Genomic DNA, 20,631 nt, shown 5'->3' with positions numbered 1-20,631 from the left:
GGTTGCTCGGGGACGATGAGCGGCGAAAGCATCGACTGGAGGGGCGGGCCGGCGTGCGGATCATGATCGCGGATGACGAGGCGGCCATCCGTGAGTCGCTGGAGCGGGTGCTTCAGGTCGAGGGTTACGACACCAGCACCGTCGCCAACGGTCTCGCCGTGCTCGACGGGGTCGACGGCGACGAGCCGGATCTGCTGATCCTCGACGTGATGATGCCCCGCCTCGGCGGGGTGGAAACCTGCCGGCGGTTGCGGGCAGCGGGCCGGGATCTGCCGGTGCTGATGCTGACCGCCCGGGATCAGGTCTCCGACCGGGTCGCGGGGCTGGACGCGGGCGCCGACGACTATCTGCCCAAGCCGTTCGCCACCGAGGAGTTGCTGGCGAGGGTCCGGGCCCTGCTGCGCCGCCGCGCGCCGGGCGACGACGAGTCGCAGATCCTGACGTTCGCCGACGTCCGGGTCGATCCGGACAGGTTCGAGGCGTGGCGGGGCGGGCGGCCGCTCCGCCTGACCCGTACCGAGTTCTTCCTGCTGGAGGTCCTCGTGCGCAACGCGACCCGCGTGTTGACCCGGGGCGAGCTGTTCGAGGCGATCTGGGGCTTCGACATGAGCGTCACCTCCAACAACCTCCAGGTGTACGTGAGCTACCTGCGCCGCAAGATGGAGGCCGGGGGTGAGCCGCGATTGATCTACACGCGGCGCGGCCTGGGGTACACGTTGCGGGAGACTCCTCCGTGACCAGGCGCGCCGGCCGGGGCTCGCGCCGGCTGACCCGCTGGTGGCATCGGCGGTCCCTGCGGACCAGGCTGACGGTGATCGCGGCGACAGCCATCGCGGTCAGCGTGTTCATGGCGTTCCAGGTGGTCAGCGAGTTGCTGGAGTGGGAGCTGCGGAACACCGCGGAGGACCAGCTACGCGCCGACTCCCGCGTCCTGGCGGCGACCGCGGAGCGCGCCGGTCTGGCGCAGGTCGAGCTACCGCCGTATCCCGGATCCGGCCGGCTGGTGCGGATCGTCTCGCCTGACGGCTCGATCCGGACGCCGGTCGGCCAACCCGCGCTGCCCCCGGTCAGCGAGCACGCCGTGCGCGTGGCGCAGGGCGCGTCGGCCGACCTGATGGAGTCGGGCGACAGCGACGACGACGGCTACCTCATCTACACGCTGCGGGCAGGCGACGGCGCGGTCCAGGTGGCCCGCGCCGCCGACGACACCCCGATCAACCGGTTCGGGTTGGGCATGCTGCTGATCGGGCTGCTCTGCGTGGTCTGCGGCGCCCTTGTCGGGCGGGCCGTGGCGCGGACCGGACTGGCACCGATCGACCGGCTGACCGCCGCCGCGGTCCGTGTCGCGCACACCCGGGATCTCGACGCCGACATCCCGGATGAGGGCGGTGGGGAGATCCGGCAGCTGATCCAGTCGATCAACGACATGCTCGCCGCGCTCCGGGACTCCCGGCAGGCCCAGCGGCTGCTCGCCGAGGACGCCGCCCACGAGCTCAAGACCCCGCTCACCAGCCTGCGCCTCAACATCGAGCTGCTGATCCGGCTCGATCGGCGCGGCGCCCTGGACAGCGCACTGCCCTCGGAGAGCCGGACCCGGCTGCTCGACGATCTCGGTGCCCAGGTGGCCGAGTTGAGCACTCTTGCCGCCGAGCTGACCGACCTGGCGCGCGGTGACGTCAGCGACGAGAGCACCGAGGTGCTCGACCTCGCCGACGTGGTGGTGGCCGCCGCGGCACGGGCGCGTTCCCGTGTGCCCGACATCGAGGTCGCGCTCGACGTGACCTCCGTGTGGGTGAGCGGGCGTCCCGCCGCGCTCCAACGGGCGGTGCTCAACCTCATCGACAACGCCGGCAAGTGGTCCCCCGCGGACCAGCCGGTCCAGGTCCGGCTCCGTGCCCAGGGCGCGTCGGCGGTGCTCGAGGTCGACGACGCCGGGCCGGGCATCGACGCCGCGGACGTACCGCGGGTGTTCGACCGGTTCTACCGTGCCGACAGCGCACGGGCGTTGCCGGGATCCGGTCTGGGGCTGTCGATCGTGCAGCGGGTCGTCGACGCCCACGGCGGCCGGGCCACCGTCGCCCGCTCCCCACGCGGTGGCGCGTTGCTTCGGGTCGACCTTCCGGCCGCCCCGATCACGCGGCTCACCGCCGGGGAGGACACCGCGGTGCGCTGACCCGCCCCGGCGGCGCGGCACGGGACCACAGGGCGGCGACCGTCGGGGCACGTGAAAGATCCGGGACAGGCCTGGGGCCCCGTCCCGGATCTCGTCCGTGCCGCCGCGCTCACCGTTGCAGTGCGGGCTCCTCATCGTCGGCGAGCGGCCGTTGCACGTCCGGCAGTTCCACCGGCCTGGACAGCCGGCTCGGCCACCACATCCGCCGGCCGATCAGCAGGGTGAGGGCGGGCACCAGGACCGACCGCACCAGCAGGGCGTCGAGCAGCACGCCGAAGGCGACCAGGAACCCGAGCTCGATCAGCATCACCAGCGGAAGCGTGACGAGGACCGCGAACGTGGCCGCCAGGACGAGGCCTGCCGAGGTGATGACGCCACCGGTGGCGGAGAGGGCTTTGAGCATTCCCTCTCCGGTGCCCAGACGCACGGTCTCCTCCCGGGCCCGGCTGGCCAGGAAGATGTTGTAGTCGACGCCGAGCGCCACCAGGAACAGGAATGCCAGCAGCGGCACCGAGTAGTCGACGCCCTTGAACCCGAGGATCGTGTCGAAGACGAACACGCTGCCGCCGAAAGCCGCCGCGAACGAGACGACCACGGTGGCCATCAGGACCAGTGGGGCCACGATCGCTCGGAGCAGCAGCCCGAGGACGAGCAGGACGACGATGAGCACCAGCGGGATCACCAGCTTCTCGTCGCGGCCGGCGGTCGCCGCGGTGTCGAGGTTCTCCGCGCTCGGCCCGCCGACGATCGCCTCCGCCCCGCTCACCGCGTGCACGGCGGTGCGCACCCGCTTGATCGTGTCGTACTCCGCGGCGGTGTCCGGCGCGTCCGTCGGGAACACCGAGATGTCGGCCCAGCCACCGCTGGTCTGACCCGGGATGGCCTCTGCCACACCGGAGGTGCCCTTGACGACGTCGAGCACGCGCTCCTGGTACGCCGGCCGCGTGAAGATCGTCATCGGCTGACCGCCGAGCTCCGGGAAGTGCTGGCGGAGAACGGTGAAGCCGGTGACCGACTCCGGCGCGGACAGGAACTGGTCCTGCTCCCGCAGGGGGCCGGTGTTGCCCGCCAGGCCGATGGTGAGCACGCCCAGGACGCCGAGCGAGCCGAGCGCCGCCACCCACCGGCGGCGGCTGATGGCGGCGCCGAGCCGGACCCACAGCCCCGGCTTCTCCTCCACGGCCGTGCTGAACCGCGGGATGGCCGGCCAGAAGATCCGCCTGCCGAGGACCACCAGGATCGCCGGGAACAGCGTCAGCATGGCCACCAGCGCGCACAGGATGCCGGCCGCGCCGACCGGGCCCAGTCCCCTGGTGCTGTTGAGGTCCGCGACGAGCAGGCAGAGCAGGCCGGCGATCACGGTGGCCGCGGACGCGATGATGGCCGGCGCCGCGCCGCGTAGCGCGTGGACCATCGCGACCCGGACGTTCTCGTGGTGGTGCAGCGCTTCCCGATATCGGGCGATGAGCAACAGCGCGTAGTCCGTGCCGACACCGAACACCAGGATCGTCAGCAGCGCCGAGTTCTGGTCGTCGACCACGATGCCGAAGCCCTTGACGAGCAGGTAGACGGTCGCCATCGAGGTCAGAGCGGCCGCGCCCACGGCCACCAGCGGGATGAGCCACAACACCGGGCTGCGGTAGGTGATGATGAGCAGGAGCGTGACGACGACGATGGTGGTGAGGAGTACCTGCAGGTCGATGCCGTCGAAGACGGCGTTCATGTCGCCTTCGACCGCGGCCGGGCCGGTCACGTCGAGCTCCAGGCCGGCGGGGCGGTCCTTCGCGGCGTCGCGCAACGGGCCGATGATGGCCTCCGGTTCGCCGTAGGTCGTGCCCACGTCGAGGGTGAACATCATCGCCTTGCCGTCGGTGGAGGGTCTCGTCTCCGAGCCCTCGTCGTCCTCGCCGGGCGGGGACACCACTTTCGGCGGGTACTGCTTGGCAAGGGTGTCGTAGTGGCGCTCGACCGTCGCGCGGTCGGCGTCGGTCATGCCGCCGGCGCGGTGGTACACGAAGACGAACGTGTTGTCTTCCCCGCCGGGGAGACTGTCCTCCAGCACCGCGACCTTGGTGGACTCGGCGCTGGCCGGCAGGGTGTCCGCGGCTTTGTCGGTGGTGACCGAACTCAGCTTTCCGCTCAACGGCCCCATGACCACCGTCAGCGCCAACCACAAGCCGATCACCAACCAAGGCACCCACCGGCCTGCCAACCGACCGGCCGGCGTTGTCCCGGGCGGCGCTGCGTTGACTGCCATTTACCAGCCTCCTACACACGTGTTGCTTCGCCTATCTGGCGCCGACTTCCTACCGAGCGAATCTGAGACGACCGTTAAAGCGGTGGTCAGACCGGCTGGCAGGACCAGGCGCCCAGCGCACGCACCGGGGTAGCGGCAGTCCTGTGTGGACGCCGCGGAGTATGACGAGACCTGGTAGTCCGCTGTGGAGGTTTGGGGCGGCCACCGTGGCGCTGGCGACGGCGAGCGGTTCGTCGACCTGAAGATGGCAGAGGCCTACACGCCGGCGCCGCCGGAGGGCGGCACGGACGAGTACCGGTGCCAGGTGATCGATCCGGGCCTGACCAAGACGGCGTTCCTGACCGGGACCCAGTTCACGCCGGAGAACGTCGCCATCGCACACCACGCCGTCGTGGACGTGGTGCCGCCGGGCGACGCTGCCGCGGTGCACGAGCACCGGCGGAGGTCGGTCCGGGGGACACGCTGCGGACGACTGCGATGCGGTCGGCGACTACCGCAGGTTCATGACACTGAGCGCCTGTACTGGTCGGCGAGTTGCCGTGCTCGCCGAGCCCGCCGCCAAGGCGGAAGTTCAAGCATCCGAAGTACAGCCGAGGCTCGTTCGACATGCGGACGAAGCCAAGACTCATCCTTGAAACCGTTCTCGGCTGACACCCACAGAACGGCGTTGACCATCTCCAACGGGACGCGCGCAGTCAACAGGGCGATCCGTGCTTCGTCCTTCGCTTCGAGGTAGGTCTCCCACAGTTCCTCGTCCGGCCGTCCGCGACGCATGAGCCGGGTCGCAGCTTGGGTGAAGGCCGCAATCCGCGCCCGCGCTATGGCATCTGCCTCGTGCCGTCGCTGCGCCGACGTCCCGCTTCGGGCAACCAGCGCACCGAGGATGGTGCCGATAAAGCCGAAAATGGCGGGGAGTATCGGCTGCAGGATGCTGGGGCTCACGAGCACCATCGTGCCTCGGTTGACTCATCCATGCTCTTCGATGTGAGGTCGACCCGGGTCCGTCTGTGTCACATCGGTCGCCACGCAGGTTGCACAAGATCGACATGCCACGGGCGTTGAGAACCTGCACGCAGGTTCGTGTCCCGAATTCGACGGCACTTTCCCAAAGATCTTGTCACCGAAATGGCACTACTGCCGGGAAAACCGGGATTGATCATTCTTCGATGGCCTGCTGGGCCGTTCGACCAGTAGCTTGAACCGCGGCGGTGGTGGTCCAACGGAGTGACTCACGCGCGCTGAGGGCGCCGGGGGCGACGACCGGGAGCACAATCTTTCGGTGCGAGTCGGAACCAGCGTGACGAACGGCGTGTCCGGGAGTGTGGTCGGCAACGTCTTCCAAACGGGCACGCTCACAATCACCGAGGCCGTGCCGACACGGCCGGCGTTGCAGGGTCTGCCCTACCAGCCGGTGTTTGTGGGCAGGGAGGACCAGGTCGACGCGCTACTGGAGCTGCTCCGGCCCGACTCGGAAGGTGTTGCCGCTGTCGCCGTGGACGGGCTCGGTGGTATCGGCAAGACCGCGCTCGTGGTGCACGCGGCCAAAATCGCGCGCGATCGGAACTGGTTCCCCGGCGGCATGCTGATGATCGACATGCGTGGTTACGGGCCGGAGGAGCAGCAGGTCACCCCGCTCGCGGCGCTCAAGTCGGTGCTCACCGCGGTGGGTGTGCACGCCGACCAGATACCGGAGGACATCGAAGGCAGGGCGCGGCTGTGGCGGACCGGCCTCGCAGAGCACGGCGGCGCCGGCGAGCGAGTCCTCGTCGTGATCGACAACGTGTCGTCGGCGGACCAGGTCCTGCCGCTGCTACCGGGTGACTCCGAGCAGGGACATCGCGTGCTGATCACGAGCAGGCACAGGCTTGCGGGTTTGCCGGGAACCAGGTTGGTGACGCTGCCGACCTTGCGGGAGGAGCCCGCGACGATGTTGCTGGCGCTCGAGCTGGGCACGTCAGGTGGCTCTGACGAGCGGGTGCGCGGTGACCGGGCCGCGACGGCCGAGTTGGTCCGGCTTTGCGGTGGGCTGCCGCTTGCGTTGAGGACCGCGACGGTGCTGCTCGCGGCTGACCCCGGCAGGCCAGTGCGAGATCTCGTGGCGGCGCTGAAAGACGAGCACCACCGGCTGGAGGAGCTTGAGGCCGAGGGCAGTGTGTCCGTGCGTGCGGCGTTCAACCTGTCGTACCGGCAACTCGACGCGGACAGCCAGAGGTCGCTGCGGCTGCTTGCGGTCAATCCGGGGCCACAGGTGAGCACGGAGGCAGCGGCCAAGCTGTTCAACCGCACGCTGCGCCAAGCTCAGAAGGCGATCGAACGGCTGCAGCGGGCCTCGCTGGTGGCTCGGGGCACCCACGGATTGTGGCAGATGCATGACCTGCTGCGGCTCTACGCCGCCGAACTTGCGAAGCAGCACGACGAACGGCCTGGCGCGGCAGAGCGGTTGCTCCGTCACTACGTCCGCGAGGCGATGGCCGCCGCGCAGCACATCGACCCGCGGGTACCGCCGTCGGAACGGGGCAGCCGGTTCTCCTCTCGCACCGAGGCCGTGACGTGGATGGACGTGGAGTATCCGAACCTCCTCGCCGCGGTGGCACTGGCTGAGGAGCTCGGCACTCATGCGTTACTGCGTGATCTCGCCACCGCGATGGACTCGTACTTCGACCTACGCCGTCAATCGCAGGACTGGATCTCCGTCGCCGGTGCCGCGTTGCGGGCCTGTACACGGTTGGGCGACCGATCCGGGGAGGTCGGTGTCCGCACGTCGCTGGGCAACGCCTATGAGATCGCCGGCCGAATACACGAGGCGTTGGAGCAGCACGAGAAGGTGCTCGAGCTGACCCGCGCTATCGCGGACAGGTACATGGAGAGCAGTGCACTCTCCAACATGGGGAACGCCTACCGCTCGCTGGGCGATGTCGAGCGAGCGATTCGACTCTACGAGGAGTCGCTGGCCATTCGCCGGGAACTCGGCGACCGGTTGGGTGAGGGGCGGACGCTGACGAACCTCGGCATGGCCTATCGCAAGCGCGGCTTGTCCAGTGAGGCGCTCAGTACGTTGCGGCAGTCGCTGGCCACGACGATTGAGTACTACGAACACGACCTTGCGATCTCCCGCCAACTCGGCGACCAGCGGGCGGAGATCATCACACTGTGCCAGCTCGGCCACGCCAGCCGGGATCTGGGCCGGTTGGACGAGGCCGCGCGCCATTACGAGCGGGCACTCGCCGTGTCCCGCGAACTGGACGACCGCATGGGCGAGGCTCTCGCCCTGCACAGCCTGGGTGATCTCCGTCAGGACGACGTGCTGCGGACGCAGGCGCACGAGATGAGTCACCTGGTGGTCGACATCTTGGACAAGGGGTTCGACCTCCTGGAGGAAAAGTCCTCGTTCGGGAGTTCGCCACCAGTCGAGCACGAGGTTGAGATCTCTCCGATGTGCTGCGGCCCCAAGCCCGTCAAGGATCCGCTCGGCGAGCAAAGTCCGTAGGCCACTCGACTACCGTGCGAGCGTGATCACCCCGGCCAGGTACAGCGATGGCGCCATCCACGCTCCTGGCGGCGTCACCTTCCCAGTGGCAGCCGCGCCGAGGGAGCAGGCGGTCGCGCCGGACCTCACGAACGCGGTCTACACGACGGACAACGAGCTGGTGTGCGTGGACCGCGCCGGCGTGGTGCGGTGGCGGCACGCGTTCGGCGCGTTCCAGGAGCAGGTGCGCAACGCCCAGGCGGGATGCACTTTCTCGCTCGACGGCAAGGCTGTGTGGCTGTTCCGGCCGGACTCGATGGGACACTGGAACGACGGCAACGACACCTGGCACGTGCTGGACGCGGCCACTGGAGCGGTGCTCACCAGCGCCGAGGTCTTCGCACCGTGCCAGCCGTTGTTCTCCGCCAGCAGCACCCGTGCTCAAGTAAGCGAGCGCGTCGGGTAGTGCATGCCGCACGCAAGGTCGCGCTCACGGTCGAGGCGCTGGTGCGGCGCGGCAATCGTGCGGTCGCACAACGCGTCCATCCCGGCAGTCGTGCCGGGCGTGGTCTCGGCGACGTCGCGGCCGGAGACCCTGACCTTGGCCGGGAGCGGTGACGTGCTGCGGGAAGGTCACCGCTTCCCGGCCGGTCAGGGCTGAGGTCAGATCCGGGTCATGGTGGACTGGTATCCGCCGCCACCCGGATAGACCCAATCCCCGGTGACCGTGGTGCCATCGGCGTTGAACACGCCTCGGTAGTAGGCCGGGCTGCCTTTGGCGCCGCCCCAGATGGTCAGCGTGTCGCCGGCCAGCTCGTAGACGTAGTCGAGGGTGTTGCCGGTCGAGTCGTAGAACCGGGACACCACGTCCGCTCCGACGGGTTCGCCGAACGGGCGCAGGTTGCCGATCACCTCCATTCCCGTAACAGGCTGCCCGAACTGGGTGAGCTCGACCTGCTGGAGCAGGAAGAACCGGCCGGGCATCCATTCGTACCGGACGGTTCCCTCGACGCCGCCGGTCACCTTCCACGTGCCCACCAGCCGGTCCAGGGCTCGCAGGTCGGCGCTCGGCTGGGTGGTCGTTTCAGACATCTCGTCCTCCTTGGGTTGCTTGCTGTGCGCCGGTACCTCGGAGCCGCCACCACCGCTTTGACACTCAACGTTTATGACTCACGTCACATCGTCTGTCATGTCGAGATCCGTGGACCCGCGACGTGGTCGCGGCGAGTACTCACCTCGAGGAGGAGTCATGGCCACCATCGCCGTTCCCGCCGTCAGTCGCTCGACCGGGCACCTGCTGCTGCCCCGCTCGTGTTGCCGCCGCCCGTGTCGCCGGAGTTCATGAGCATCCAGATCACGGTGATCGGCCTGGTGGCGTTCACCTGGACGACCGTGGTCGCAATGTCCCTGCGTGACGCCGCTTGATCGACGTACCGTTGCCCGAGCGCCATCGAGGAAGAGGAACGACCGTGAAGTACCTGCTGCTCAGCTACACCCCGTCCGCCGCGTGGGATGCCGACACCGCCGACACTCCCTCCGAGGAGGCACTGGCCGCGTTCGCCGTGTACCAGGAGTTCGAACGGGAACTGGTCGAGACCGGCGAGTTCGTCGGCAGCGAAGGCCTCGGGCACCCCGCCGTCAGCACCACGGTCCGCAAGACCGTGGATGGCGTGGTGGCGACCGACGGGCCGTTCGCCGAGCTCAAGGAGGTCCTGGCCAGCTTCGCCGTGATCGACGTCGCCAGCCACGAACGCGCTGTCGAAATCGTCGCGCGCATCGTCGACGCGCTGGGTGAACCGATCGAGATCCGCCCGATCATGGGCGAGGACTTCGCCGCGTGAACGACCGCACCGCGCCCATTGAGCACCTGCTGCGCGCCGAGGCGCCGCAGGTGCTCGGCGCGCTGGTGCGGCGGTTCGGGCAGTTCGACATCGCCGAGGACGCGGTGCAGGAGGCACTGATCGCCGCGAGCCGGGCGTGGCCCGCCGACGGTGTGCCGGAGAACCCGCGCAGCTGGCTGATCCGCGTCGGCTACCGGAAGATGGTCGACCTGCTGCGCTCCGACCAGGCCCGGCGCAGGCGCGAACAGGAAGCGGGCCTGGCCGAACTGGCCATGCACGAACCAGCCCGCGAGGCCGGTCCACCACCGGACACCGACGACAGCCTCACCCTGCTGCTGCTCTGCTGCCACCCGGCGCTGTCCACCACGTCCCAGGTGTCGCTCACCCTGCGTGCGGTGGGCGGCCTGACCACCGCCGAGATCGCCCACGCCTACGGCACCTCCGAGACCACCATGGGCACGCGGATCAGCCGCGCCAAACAGCAACTCGCTAGCGCGGGCGCCCGCCTCACCCCACCGACGGACGACGACCGGGCCAGCCGGGTGGCCGCCGTCATGCAGGTGCTGTACCTGATCTTCAACGAGGGCTACACGACCTCGTCCGGCAACGAGCTGACCCGCGTCGACCTAACCCACGAGGCGATCCGGCTCGCCCACATGCTCCGCGACACCCTGCCACCCGACGACGCGATGACCGCGGAGGCGACCGGCTTGCTGGCGCTGATGCTGCTCACCGAGGCACGGCGGCCGGCCCGCACGGGCGCCGACGGCGAACTCGTGCCGCTGGAGAAACAGGACCGGACGCGTTGGCAGGCAGGCCTCATCCGCGAGGGAACCGCACTGATCGACACTGTCTGGCACCGCCGCGAGATCGGCCCGTACCAGCTGCAGGCCGCGATCGCGGCCGTGCACAACACCGCCGAATCCCCCGAGCGGACGGACTGGCCGCAGATCGCGGCGCTCTACCTGTGGCTCGAACGACTCGCCCCCACCGCACCGGTCCGGCTCAGCCGAGTCGTCGCGGTCGCCCAGGCCTACGGGCCCGGAAGAGGGCTGGCACTGCTCGACGACCTCAACCAACGCCACCACCTCGACCAGAACCCGCTGACCCACCAACGAGAACGCGCCGTCCGCGCCCACCTGCTCCAAATGACCGGCGACACCACCGACGCGGCCGCGCTCTACCGCGAGGCAGCCACCCTCACGGACAACCACGTCGAACAGCGATACCTGCACGACAAGGCCAATCGTCTCGACCCACCAGACCGTCGATGAAGCCGCGACCGACGCTCGGCGCACCCGATCGGGGTCGCCTCGGTGCCGGCGCGGCTGCGGTTCCAGCACCCGTGGAGATGTCCTGTTTAGACGGACAAGGTCGATGAGGTTCGGTCAGGCCATCTGAAGTGGTCATTGACGCAGGTCTCGGCACCGGTAAGGCAACCGTTGCAGCGCAACGGTTCGGAACTCGTGCGGCGCCGAGTTCCGGTCGCGTCGCGACGCGGTGCTGTTCCGTCTCGAGTCAGCGTGTTGATGTCCTGCCGCGCGGCCCGATAGTGGCCGGATGGACAGAGCGTGGCCGTCAGGTGCTGGGACCTGTGCGTCGCGGGCACGTTGGGCGAGCGTGAACCGCCGATCGGTGCGAACCTGGCATATGTGCACCGCGATGAAGCAAGGAGGCTTGTCAGGATGCTCGCATCCCGCTACTCCGCCGTCGTGCACCGCTCGCGCCGTTCGGTTCACGTGCGTGATCACGGCCGCGAAGAGATCGACAGCCTGTTCGGGAAGGACGGTCCAGCATGGCCGGCGGTGAACGATGACGCGCGCGGACAGCGACGGTATATCGGGGCTGAGCATCGACACCATCGATCACGACGGCGTTGTGGTCATGGCGTTCAACGGCGATATCGACATCACCAATGCCGGCCGGGCGCGCACTGCGCTCGAGGAGCAGCTGAACAGTCATCCGGTTGGGATCGTGGTTTACCTGGCGGTGGGTTTCCTTGCCTCGACAGGGCTGTCGCTGCTGGGTGAGGCCAACCAGCGGGCAGAGCAGGCCGGCATCGGGTTCGCCGTCGTGGCGACAGCGCACTCAGCGCGACGTTCGCTGCTGGCCACGGGCATGGATCGGGTACTGCAGTTGCACGAGACGGTGCCGCACGCGATCGAGGCGCTGCGCGACCGATGATGCGGCGGAACACGCTCGAGACACCGACGCTGAACCGGTCGTCCAGGAAATAGCGGACGATTTGGTGCACACTGATGGGAAGTCATTCAAAGCGGTCGAGCGGACCTCGTCGTTGTGTGCCTCATACGCGGCCACGGCCGCCGTCAGGATTCTCCTGGTGCCACGACAGTCCTCATAGGACTGCCCTCGGGTGTGGCCGGGCCATTGATCCGTCTCCTGCCGGAAATCGGCCATTAGGCTGAGAACCTGGCCATGACGTGCGAGGTTGTCGTTCTTCCGGTCGGAATTGATGATCTCGCGGGGCGATGCAAACCCGTGCGCCCGATAAATAGCTTCGCTTCGTGTACATCAAGAACCGGCCGAAACCGGCAACGTTGGCCATCGCCGCCGCCGTGGCGATCGCGCTGATCACCACCCTCGCAGTGGTGGTCTATCGGTCGAGCGAGAACGACTGGCACACGAGCTGCACCGGGTTCACCCCGGTCACAGGAACGTCGACCGCGGTCGAGGCGGCGCGACAGGCACTGCTGCGCGCGGGGCACGACCCCGTGCTCGCGGTGCAGGTGGTCGATCTGGACACCTGCGCGACCGCCGTGTCCTGGAAGGACGACCTCGCCCAGCCCACCGCCTCGGTCGTGAAGCTCTTGATCGCACTGGACCTGCTGCAGAGGAAGGGCGAGACCTCCAGCGGCGACGAGAACGACATCAGGGCGATGCTGGCCCGCAGCGACGACGGTGTGGCGAGCCGCCTGTGGCAGAGCGGCGGCGGTCCCGCGATCGTCACCCGCCAGGCCACCGCACTCAACCTGCGCCACACCCGCCCGCCGTCAGCCGCCGGGCAGTGGGGTGACACGGTGATGTCCGCCTCGGACATCACGGCCGTCTACCGTCACATCACCGGCTCACTCGCCGCTGAGGAGCGGGTGCTGCTGACGTCGGCGCTGGCTCAGGCGCCGCGCACCGCCACGGACGGCTTCGACCAGCACTTCGGCATCCCCGACGGCCTCTCCGGCACGGACTGGGCGATCAAACAGGGCTGGGGCAGCTCGAACGGGCGCCGCGTGCTGCACAGCACCGGCCTGGTCTACTCGGGTGGCAGCTACGCGGTCACGTTGCTGAGCACGTGGAACAAGGACGTCGACTGGACCACGGCGAGGTCGGCGCTGACCAAGGCCGCCGCGGCTCTCCGCGGCGCGATGAGCTCGCCCGCGTAGACCAGGCGTCCGGGAATGGCGCGGCACGAACCCCTTGCCTTGCCGGAGTTCGTGCCGCGGCGCGATGACGGTGTCAGGCGTTCAGGCGACGGCTGAGCAGTTCCTTGCCCTGCTCGGCGCCCTTGCGGCTCTCTCCCTGCGCGCGGCGGAAGAACTCCGCCAGCTCGTTGTCGCCCGCCTGCTCGGCATCGGCGACGTAGGTCTCCAGTCGCAGGGCGTTGCTCAGGCACGCCTCGACGAACCAGATGATGTTGTAGTCCTTGTCGCGGGTTCCGGTGACCTGACCCGTCTCGGTGGCAGACGACACTGCTTCTCCTTCGTCGTAGGTCTTCCGCCGACGCGTCGCCCGGCGCGAGCCAACACAGCACGAGGGCGGCGTCAGCGGCCTGTTCAGGGGGTACCCACCGGAGACGGGTTTCCGACATGCCGGGCGGCACGGATCCGGCTCACCACGGCCGGTCACTCCGGCGTGATGATCAGCTTTCCGCGCTTGCCGATGCGGTTCTGTTCGAGTTCGGTGAGGGCCGGGATGGCTTGCGAGAGCGGGACGGTGCGGGCGATCGGCAGGCGCAGTGTTCCTTGGCCCGCGGCTCGTGCGACCTCTTCGAGGTCTTCGGTGATCGCCTGGGCGATGACGACGCGGTAGGGCCCTGGCAGAACGCTTCGTGCGAGGTTCGACGGGGTGGGATGGATGCTGACGATGCGGCCGCCGCGTTTGAGCATCGTTCGCGCGGTCTTAAGCGGGAGTGTGCCGGCGGCGTCGAGGATGACGTCGAACCGTTCCCGAAACGGCGTGGGGTCGACGTCGAAACCGACGACCGGGGCCACACCGAGCTCTTGAGCTTCCGCCTTGGCGGTATCGCGACAGCTGCCCGCGACCGAAGCCTTGTGCGCCCGAGCGATCTGGACGGCGGCGCGGCCTACCCCGCCGAGGCAGCTGTGCACGAACACGGCGTGACCGGGTCGCAGTTCTCCTTTTCTGACCAGAGCCTGCAGAGCGGTGAGCCCGACTGTCGGGAGCGCGGCGGCGTCGGAGAACGAGAGGTTCCCGGGCTTGTGCACTACGCCCTTCTCCTCGGCAAGGGCCACGTCGGCGAACGCGCCGCCGGACTTCAGCGGTGTCCCACCGAGCACCTCGTCACCCACGCGCAACCGGGTGACGCCGGCACCGACTGCCTCGACGACGCCCGCGAAGTCGTAGCCCATCGCGCGCGGGAAGCGGCGGCCTGTCACCGTTTTCATGCCGCCGGCCCGGATTCCGAAGTCCATCGGGTTGGCCGCGGCCGCGCGGACACGGACGAGGACCTCGCCGGCGCCGGGAGGTGCCGGCTCGAAGTCTTCGAGCCGCATGACTTCCGGCCCGCCGTAGCCGTGGTACTGGATTCGCTTCATCGGCGTTCCCTTCAGCTGGAATCTCCCCAAGCGGCCCGGCAACACTGCGTGACGGAACTTGGTTCCATCACCGTACCACGAGTGACGGAACCAAGTCCCGTTAGACTCTGCCCATGGCCCGCTGGAAACCGAACGCAGCAGAACGGCTCGCCCAGGCCGCCCTCGACCTGTTCTCCGAGCGCGGCTACGAGAACACGACCGTGATAGACATCGCGCAGCGCGCAGGGCTCGGGAAGACCACCTTCTTCCGGCACTTCCAGGACAAACGCGAAGTCCTTTTCGGCGGAGGTTCGATCGACGAGCTGCTGATGGACGCGATCGCCACGGCACCGGCGACAGCCAGTCCGCTGGAAGCGGTGACCTGCGCGCTGGACATCGCCGGCAGGGAGATCTACACCTCCGCCCGCCGCGAGTTCGTCATCCGGCGGCAGGCGGTGATCGCGGCCAACGCCGAGCTCGCGGAACGCGAGGCGCTGAAGACCGAACGCCTGGGCAGGGCCATGGTGGACGCCCTCACACGACGCGGCGTTCCCGAGCTGACCGCCCGCGTGGCCGCGCAACTCGGCACGGTCGCGTCCGCGATCGCCTACGAGCGCTGGAGCCGGACGACCGACGGTGACTTCAGCGTCATCGCCCGGCAGGTGGTCGCCGAAGTGGAAGCATCCGTGCTCTGGCGCTAGACGGAGGCGACATCGGAGCTGATCACCGCCATGGTGTCCCGGCACAGCTGCAGCTCCTCGCGCGGGCGCACCACGAGTACCGGCACGCCGGCGCGGCTGATCCGCCCGTCGTCGTCGGGCGGGTCGGCGAGGTCGCCGGAGACGCCGAGCAACGACAGGCCCGCCACGACGTCGGCGCGCACCTCTGGCTGGTCCCAGCCGATCTCGCCGGTGAACACCAGCGCGTCGAGCCGGTCGAGCGAGGTGGCCGCGGCCGCGAGCTCGCGGCGGACGCGGTGGGCGAAGACCTGCAACGCCAGGGCCGCCGTCGTGTTCCCTTCCCCGGCGGCGGCCACGAGGTCGCGGGTGTCCCCGGACAGGCCGCCGGACAGGCCGAGGAGCCCGGACTCCTTGTTGAGGCCGTGCTCGACGGCGTCGAGGTCGAGGTGGTTCTGGCGGAGCAGCCACAGCAGCATGCCGGGATCGACGCTGCCGGACCGTTTCGACATGGGCACCCCCTCGAGCGGCGTGAAGCCCATGGAGGTGTCGGCGCTGCGTCCGTCGCGGACCGCGCACACCGAACAGCCGCCGCCCAGATGAGTCATCAGCACGCTCAGTTCCGCCGCGGGCCGGCGCAGAAGCTCGGCGGTGCGGTCGAGTGCCCACCGGTAGGACAGGCCGTGGAACCCGTAACGGCGCAGGCCGTAGCGCTTTCGCCACTCGGCGGGCAACGGGTAGGTGGCGGCGACTTCCGGCAGGCCGCTGTGGAACGCGGTGTCCGGGCACAGCACGTGCGGAACGCCGGCCAGCCGTTCGCGCAACACCTCCAGCAGCGCGAGTGCCGGTGGCACGTGCAACGGCGCCAGGTCCCCGGCGCGCTGGGCGGCGGCCAGGGAGTTGTCGTCCACCACGGTCGCCGCGCGCAGGTCCGGGCCGCCGTGAACCAGGCGGTGGCCCACCGCGCTCACCTCGCCCGCCTGGTCCAGCAGGTCGTCCAGCGCCTGCCGGGCCTCGTCCGAGTCCGGCCGCTGCTCCACCTCGGCGGAGGCGATCACCTCCTCCGCGGCCGCGTCGACCAGGTGTGCCTTGAGGCTGTTGGAGCCCGCGTTGACGGTGAGGACGGTGCTCACGCCGACCACCGCCAGCCGGTGATCTCCTGTGGGTCGGCGCCGTCGCGGTGGGCGGCGGCACGCAGCGCGTCGCGCTCCTCGGTCAGCCGGTCGGCGAGAGCGGGATCGTGGCCGGTGCGGCGCAGTGCCTCGACGGCGAGGTCGTGCCTGCTCATGCGGTTGCTCACCAGGAGGTCGAACGGTGTGGTCGTGGTGCCTTCCTCCAGGTAGCCGTGCACGTGGAACCGTTCGGTGGCAGGCCTGCCGTGGAGGGTCTCGTGCGCCGCGGAGGGGTAGCCGTGGAAGCCGAACACGACCGGCGTCCGCTCGCCGAAGCAGGCGGCGAAGTCCTCGTCGGGCAGGCCGTGCGGATGCCGCGACGCCGGTGCCAGGGACAGCAGGTCCACCACGTTGACGACGCGGACGGACAGGCCCGGCGCGTGCTCGCGCAGCATCGCGGCCGCCGCCAGCACCTCGACGGTCGGGATGCCGCCCGCACAGGCGAGCACGACGTCCGGGTCGCCGTCGCCGTGGCAGGCCCAGTCCCAGACGCTCGCGCCTGCCTCGCAGTGCCGTTCGGCGGCGTCGAGGCCGAGCCACTGCGCGCCCGCGTTCTTGCCCGCGACCACCAGATTGATCCGGTCGGTGGAGGCGAGGCAGCGACGCAGGGTGACCAGCAGGGTGTTGGCGTCCGGCGGGAGGTAGATCCGCGCGGTGGACGCCTTCTTCGTGAGCAGGTTGTTCAGGAAGCCGGGGCCCTGGTGGCTGTAGCCGTTGTGCTCCTGCCGCCAGCCCTCGCTGGTGAGCAGGTAGTTCAGGCTGGCCACCGGCGCACGCCACGGCACTTCACCGGACATCTTGAGGAACTTGGCGTACTGGTTGAGCATGCTGTCCGCGATGGAGGCGAACGCCTCGTAGCACGGGAACAGGCCGTGCCGCCCGGTCAGCAGGTACCCCTGCAGCCAGCCCTGGCACAGATGCTCGGACAGCACCTCCATCACCCGTCCACCCGGCGCGATGTGCTCAGCGGTGTCCGGCAGCGGCCAGGTGAACGTCCGGCCGGTCACCTCCAGCAGTGCACCGAGCTTGTTCGACTCCAGCTCATCGGGGCACATCACGCGGAAGTCCCGGCGGTCCTCGGTGGCCCGCATCAGGCCGGCCAGCCACTCGCCCGCCGTCCCGGTCGGGCTCGCCGACGCGGCACCCGGTTCGGGCACGTCCACCGCGAACCGCGCCACGTCGGGCAGCGGTAGGTCACGCCGCAGCCTGCCGCCGTTGGCCTCGGGCACCCGCCCGAGCCGCAGGTCCTCCGGTGGCAGATCGGCGAGCAGGTCGTCGTGCGGGCGGCCGTCCGTGTCGAACAGCTCCTCGGGCCGGTACGACCGCAACCACCGTTCCAGCAGCGCGAACTCCGCGTCGTCCTCGTGCACGTCGCCCAGCGGCACCTGATGGGCGCGAAAGGTGCCCTCCAGCGGCTCGCCGGCGGCGTCACGTGCCGGCACGCCCCAGCCCTTGGGCGAGCGCAGCACGATCATGGGCCAGACGGCGCGCTCACCGGGCTGCCACCGTTCACGCACCGCCTCGATCTCCCGGTGGGCCAGGTCGAGGGTCTCGGCCAGCAGCGCGTCCGGATCGTCCGCGGCGGTGACGTCGACCAGATACGGCGACCAGCCCGCACCGCTGAAGTACGCGGTCAGTTCCTCGTCGCTCATGCAGCCGTAGATGGTGGGCGATGAGATCTTGTAACCGTTGAGGTGCAACACGGGCAGCACGGCGCCGTCGGTGCGAGGGCTCAGGTACTTGTTGGCGTGCCACGACCCCGCGGTGGGGCCGGTCTCGGCTTCGCCGTCGCCGACCAGGCAGGCGACGAGCAGATCCGGCTTGTCCAGGGCCGCGCCGAACGCGGTGGCCAGCGCGTAGCCCAGCTCGCCACCTTCGTGGATCACTCCGGGCACCTCGGGCGAGAGGTGGCTCGGGAAGCCGCCCGGCCAGGAGAACCGGCGCACCAGCTCGGCCAGGCCCGCCTCGTCCAGGCCCAGAGCCGGATCCAGCGCGGCGTGCGTGCCCTCCAGCCACAGGTTCGCGTGCACCGCCGGTGCGCCGTGGCCAGGACCGGTGACCAGCAACGTGCGCTGCCCGGTTCGCCGCACCAGGCCGTTGAGACCGCTGTAGAGCAGCGTGATGCCGGGACACGTGCCCCAGTGGCCCAGCAACCTGGGCTTCAGGTGCTCGCGGCGCAACGGCTCACGCAGCAACACGTTGTCCTTGAGGTAGATCATCGCCACGGCCGCGTAGTCGCAGGCCCGGCGGTAACGGTGGACGGCCTCGGTGTCGCGGATCTGCGTGGTCGTCATGCGTCCGGATACCCGCGAAACAGCAGGCCTACCACCGCCGGTCAGATCACTGGAAACGGGCCGAGTCTCCTGGTTGCCGGTCCAGGTTCAGGTCCGGCCGCGCCTTCTTCGTGAGAGCCAGGCTGAGACACGTCAGCACGACCACGACCGCACCGACCACGATGTCGTTGACCACGACCGACCCGCCGCCGTGACCGAGCAGCAGTGGCGCGATGATCAGCCACGTGCCGAGCAGGACGTTGATCCCCCAGCCGATCCTGGCGACCGCCCGCGGCGCGATGGCGCGCGTCAGTGCCACCACCACGATGGCGAACCCGACCGCCAGGTCGATCCAGCGCCCGTCGAGGCCCGCACCGATGGTGCGGTAGTCGAACATGGTCGCGGCGACCATCAGCCAGATGCCCGCGAGGACGTTCAGGCCGCTCGGCACGCTCGCGACGGCTCCGCTGCGCTCGACCACCGACGACGGGCGCGGTGCCTCGCCGGCTCCTGCCGCAAGTCGCTTGTTTCGCGCGTTCATCTTGGGTGGGTACCCACGCACAGCGAGTTCGACCGCTCCGCTGAACTGCGGGTCCGTTTGCCGGTCGTCGAAGCGGGTACTCCGGCGGGTCGACAGCAGCTGACGGAGGAAGCCCTGATGAGCAGCCATCAGCGGGATCGTGCTGCTCCTGCCGCACTGGATCCGGAACCGGTGAGCCACCGCTTCGCGGACGAGATCGCGGCGCTCTGCGCGCCGTTGACCGACCCTGGCGACCTCGATGTGCTGCTCGACCGCATCGGGGACGCGCGCGTGGTCATGATCGGTGAGGCCAGCCACGGCACGCACGAGTTCTACTGGTGGCGCGCCACCCTCACCCAGCGGCTGATCACCGGCAAGGGCTTCTCGTTCGTCGCCGTCGAGGGTGACTGGCCGGACTGCGACCGGGTGAACCGCGCGGTGCGCTGCTCCCCCACCGCGCCCGAGGACCCGCGCGGCGCGCTGCTGACGTTCGACCTGTGGCCGACGTGGATGTGGGCCAACGAGGAGGTGCTCGACTTCACCCGCTGGCTGCGTGCTCACAACACCGCACTCGGCGAAGAAGAACGGGTGGGGTTTCACGGTTTGGACGTGTACTCGCTGTGGGAGTCGCTGCGCGAGGTCATGGTTCACCTCCGCGAGCACGACCCGGCCGAGGTGCCTGCGGCGTTGGCGGCCTACCGCTGCTTCGAGCCGTACGGCGAAAGCGTGCGGGACTATGCGATGGCCACCCGGTTGATCCCGGCCAGTTGTGAGAACGAGGTGGTCGACCTCCTGGTGCGGCTACGGGAACGCGCCGCGACCGAGGACGCCGGCACCTTCGGGGCGTGGCAGAACGCCGAGATCGTCGCCGGAGCCGAGCGGTACTACCGGGCGATGATGGCCGGCGGGCCGGAGTCCTGGAACATCCGCGACCGCCACATGGACGAGACGCTGCACCGGCTGCTGTCCCACTACGGCACCGGCTCCAAGGCAGTGGTCTGGGCCCACAACAGCCATGTCGGCGATGCCAGGGCCACCAGCATGGCGGCGTCCGGCACGGTCACGGCCGGCCAGCTCGCCCGTGAGCGCTACGGCGAGGACCAGGTGGTGCTGGTCGGTTTCGGCACTCACCACGGCACGGTCATCGCCGGAAGCTCGTGGGGCGCGCCGATGCGTCAGATGCCCGTACCAGCCGCGCGGCCCGGCTCGCTCGAACAAGCGCTGCACGCAGGCGCACCCGAGCGGGCGCTGATGGTCTTCCCGACCGACGACCGTCCTGACCTGCTCACCGCCGAACTCCCCCACCGCGCCATCGGCGTCGTGTACGACCCCGGACAGGATCGCCTGCGCAACTACCTGCCCACCGTGCTCGGCGGCCGCTACGACGCCTTCCTCTGGGCCGGGGAGACCCGCGCGCTGCATCCGCTGCACCCCCGTCACATCGACGCCCTGGAGCCGGAGACCTTCCCCAGCGGGGTCTGAC

General features: G+C 69.5%; 19 protein-coding genes. 11 read left to right on the top strand and 8 right to left on the bottom strand.

Annotation, left to right across the window (positions count from 1 at the left end; genetic code table 11):
* Positions 1 to 53 precede the first annotated feature (53 nt).
* Both ACRSBM_RS08855 and ACRSBM_RS08850 read left to right on the top strand, forming a co-directional pair.
* Positions 54 to 737: a response regulator transcription factor gene (locus tag ACRSBM_RS08855; RefSeq protein WP_434441711.1), complete on the top strand. Its 684-nt coding sequence runs from the start codon at positions 54 to 56 to the stop codon at positions 735 to 737.
* Positions 734 to 2,173, top strand: a complete 1,440-nt coding sequence (locus ACRSBM_RS08850; protein WP_434441708.1) for an ATP-binding protein — start codon at positions 734 to 736, stop codon at positions 2,171 to 2,173. The genes ACRSBM_RS08855 and ACRSBM_RS08850 overlap by 4 nt, the downstream gene beginning before the upstream one ends.
* Before the next feature lie 109 nt (positions 2,174 to 2,282).
* Here the strand turns inward: ACRSBM_RS08850 and ACRSBM_RS08845 are convergent, their stop codons facing one another.
* Both ACRSBM_RS08845 and ACRSBM_RS08840 read right to left on the bottom strand, forming a co-directional pair.
* Positions 2,283 to 4,358: an MMPL family transporter gene (locus tag ACRSBM_RS08845; RefSeq protein ID WP_434441706.1), complete on the bottom strand. Its 2,076-nt coding sequence runs from the start codon at positions 4,356 to 4,358 to the stop codon at positions 2,283 to 2,285.
* Positions 4,359 to 4,931: 573 nt separating this feature from the next.
* Complete coding sequence (locus tag ACRSBM_RS08840; RefSeq protein ID WP_434441703.1) at positions 4,932 to 5,372, bottom strand: hypothetical protein; 441 nt, start codon at positions 5,370 to 5,372, stop codon at positions 4,932 to 4,934.
* 337 nt (positions 5,373 to 5,709) lie between these two features.
* On the opposite strand from ACRSBM_RS08840, the gene ACRSBM_RS08835 reads away from it, so the two are divergent.
* Genes ACRSBM_RS08835 through ACRSBM_RS08825 form a run of 3 tightly spaced genes read left to right on the top strand, consistent with a single transcriptional unit; the run spans position 5,710 to position 8,557 of the window.
* A complete protein-coding gene (locus ACRSBM_RS08835) occupies positions 5,710 to 7,917 on the top strand; it encodes an ATP-binding protein (RefSeq protein ID WP_434441700.1) in 2,208 nt (735 codons plus the stop codon).
* A gap of 22 nt (positions 7,918 to 7,939) precedes the next feature.
* A complete protein-coding gene (locus ACRSBM_RS08830; RefSeq protein ID WP_434441697.1) occupies positions 7,940 to 8,362 on the top strand; it encodes a hypothetical protein in 423 nt (140 codons plus the stop codon).
* Positions 8,363 to 8,419: 57 nt separating this feature from the next.
* A complete protein-coding gene (locus ACRSBM_RS08825) occupies positions 8,420 to 8,557 on the top strand; it encodes a hypothetical protein (RefSeq protein ID WP_434441694.1) in 138 nt (45 codons plus the stop codon).
* Positions 8,558 to 8,559: 2 nt separating this feature from the next.
* Here ACRSBM_RS08825 and ACRSBM_RS08820 read toward each other — a convergent pair whose 3' ends face one another.
* Positions 8,560 to 8,988 (bottom strand): hypothetical protein, encoded by a 429-nt coding sequence (locus ACRSBM_RS08820; protein ID WP_434441691.1) that lies wholly within the window; start codon positions 8,986 to 8,988, stop codon positions 8,560 to 8,562.
* Between the two features lie 377 nt (positions 8,989 to 9,365).
* Between ACRSBM_RS08820 and ACRSBM_RS08815 the strand changes: the two genes are divergently transcribed.
* From ACRSBM_RS08815 to ACRSBM_RS08800, 4 genes are all read left to right on the top strand, one after another.
* Positions 9,366 to 9,737, top strand: a complete 372-nt coding sequence (locus ACRSBM_RS08815; RefSeq protein WP_434441688.1) for a YciI family protein — start codon at positions 9,366 to 9,368, stop codon at positions 9,735 to 9,737.
* Positions 9,734 to 11,011, top strand: coding sequence for an RNA polymerase sigma factor (locus ACRSBM_RS08810; protein ID WP_434441685.1), 1,278 nt, complete (start codon positions 9,734 to 9,736; stop codon positions 11,009 to 11,011). The genes ACRSBM_RS08815 and ACRSBM_RS08810 overlap by 4 nt, the downstream gene beginning before the upstream one ends.
* Positions 11,012 to 11,549: 538 nt before the next feature.
* Positions 11,550 to 11,921, top strand: coding sequence for an STAS domain-containing protein (locus ACRSBM_RS08805; protein ID WP_434441682.1), 372 nt, complete (start codon positions 11,550 to 11,552; stop codon positions 11,919 to 11,921).
* Positions 11,922 to 12,262: 341 nt separating this feature from the next.
* Entirely contained in the window at positions 12,263 to 13,135 is an 873-nt protein-coding gene (locus ACRSBM_RS08800) for a serine hydrolase (protein ID WP_434441680.1), read from the top strand.
* 73 nt (positions 13,136 to 13,208) lie between these two features.
* Here ACRSBM_RS08800 and ACRSBM_RS08795 read toward each other — a convergent pair whose 3' ends face one another.
* Together ACRSBM_RS08795 and ACRSBM_RS08790 are read right to left on the bottom strand one after the other, a co-directional pair.
* Complete coding sequence (locus ACRSBM_RS08795) at positions 13,209 to 13,442, bottom strand: hypothetical protein (RefSeq protein ID WP_434441677.1); 234 nt, start codon at positions 13,440 to 13,442, stop codon at positions 13,209 to 13,211.
* A gap of 152 nt (positions 13,443 to 13,594) precedes the next feature.
* Positions 13,595 to 14,527: an NADP-dependent oxidoreductase gene (locus ACRSBM_RS08790; protein WP_434441674.1), complete on the bottom strand. Its 933-nt coding sequence runs from the start codon at positions 14,525 to 14,527 to the stop codon at positions 13,595 to 13,597.
* Positions 14,528 to 14,640: 113 nt separating this feature from the next.
* On the opposite strand from ACRSBM_RS08790, the gene ACRSBM_RS08785 reads away from it, so the two are divergent.
* Positions 14,641 to 15,207 carry a TetR/AcrR family transcriptional regulator gene (locus ACRSBM_RS08785; protein WP_434441671.1) on the top strand — a complete coding sequence of 189 codons (567 nt, stop codon included), beginning with the start codon at positions 14,641 to 14,643 and terminating at the stop codon, positions 15,205 to 15,207.
* Here the strand turns inward: ACRSBM_RS08785 and ACRSBM_RS08780 are convergent.
* From ACRSBM_RS08780 to ACRSBM_RS08770, 3 genes are read right to left on the bottom strand one after another with little or no spacing between them, the layout of a single operon-like run.
* Complete coding sequence (locus ACRSBM_RS08780; RefSeq protein ID WP_434441668.1) at positions 15,204 to 16,316, bottom strand: acetate/propionate family kinase; 1,113 nt, start codon at positions 16,314 to 16,316, stop codon at positions 15,204 to 15,206. The two genes, ACRSBM_RS08785 and ACRSBM_RS08780, sit on opposite strands and share 4 nt — an antisense overlap.
* Entirely contained in the window at positions 16,313 to 18,649 is a 2,337-nt protein-coding gene (locus tag ACRSBM_RS08775; protein WP_434441666.1) for a phosphoketolase family protein, read from the bottom strand. Before ACRSBM_RS08775 ends, ACRSBM_RS08780 begins: the two co-directional genes overlap by 4 nt.
* A 46-nt stretch (positions 18,650 to 18,695) precedes the next feature.
* Positions 18,696 to 19,169, bottom strand: coding sequence for an SPW repeat domain-containing protein (locus ACRSBM_RS08770; RefSeq protein ID WP_434441664.1), 474 nt, complete (start codon positions 19,167 to 19,169; stop codon positions 18,696 to 18,698).
* A gap of 117 nt (positions 19,170 to 19,286) precedes the next feature.
* Here ACRSBM_RS08770 and ACRSBM_RS08765 point away from each other — a divergent pair, with 117 nt between their 5' ends.
* Complete coding sequence (locus tag ACRSBM_RS08765) at positions 19,287 to 20,630, top strand: erythromycin esterase family protein (protein WP_434441661.1); 1,344 nt, start codon at positions 19,287 to 19,289, stop codon at positions 20,628 to 20,630.
* The last annotated feature ends 1 nt before the right edge of the window (position 20,631 follow it).

It is taken from the genome of Lentzea xerophila (genome assembly GCF_051094245.1).
Lineage (GTDB): Bacteria > Actinomycetota > Actinomycetes > Mycobacteriales > Pseudonocardiaceae > Lentzea > Lentzea xerophila.
Note: the sequence above shows the minus strand (reverse complement) of the source record. Positions and strands in the feature narration are given on the sequence as shown.

Excerpts from the sequence above, each read along its gene's own strand:
- ACRSBM_RS08820 (WP_434441691.1), bottom strand. The coding sequence starts at position 8,988 with ATGTCTGAAACGACCACCCAGCCGAGCGCCGACCTGCGAGCCCTGGAC.
- ACRSBM_RS08805 (WP_434441682.1), top strand. The coding sequence starts at position 11,550 with ATGACGCGCGCGGACAGCGACGGTATATCGGGGCTGAGCATCGACACC.
- ACRSBM_RS08790 (WP_434441674.1), bottom strand. The coding sequence starts at position 14,527 with ATGAAGCGAATCCAGTACCACGGCTACGGCGGGCCGGAAGTCATGCGG.
- ACRSBM_RS08785 (WP_434441671.1), top strand. The coding sequence starts at position 14,641 with ATGGCCCGCTGGAAACCGAACGCAGCAGAACGGCTCGCCCAGGCCGCC.
- ACRSBM_RS08775 (WP_434441666.1), bottom strand. The coding sequence starts at position 18,649 with ATGACGACCACGCAGATCCGCGACACCGAGGCCGTCCACCGTTACCGC.
- ACRSBM_RS08770 (WP_434441664.1), bottom strand. The coding sequence starts at position 19,169 with ATGAACGCGCGAAACAAGCGACTTGCGGCAGGAGCCGGCGAGGCACCG.
- ACRSBM_RS08765 (WP_434441661.1), top strand. The coding sequence starts at position 19,287 with ATGAGCAGCCATCAGCGGGATCGTGCTGCTCCTGCCGCACTGGATCCG.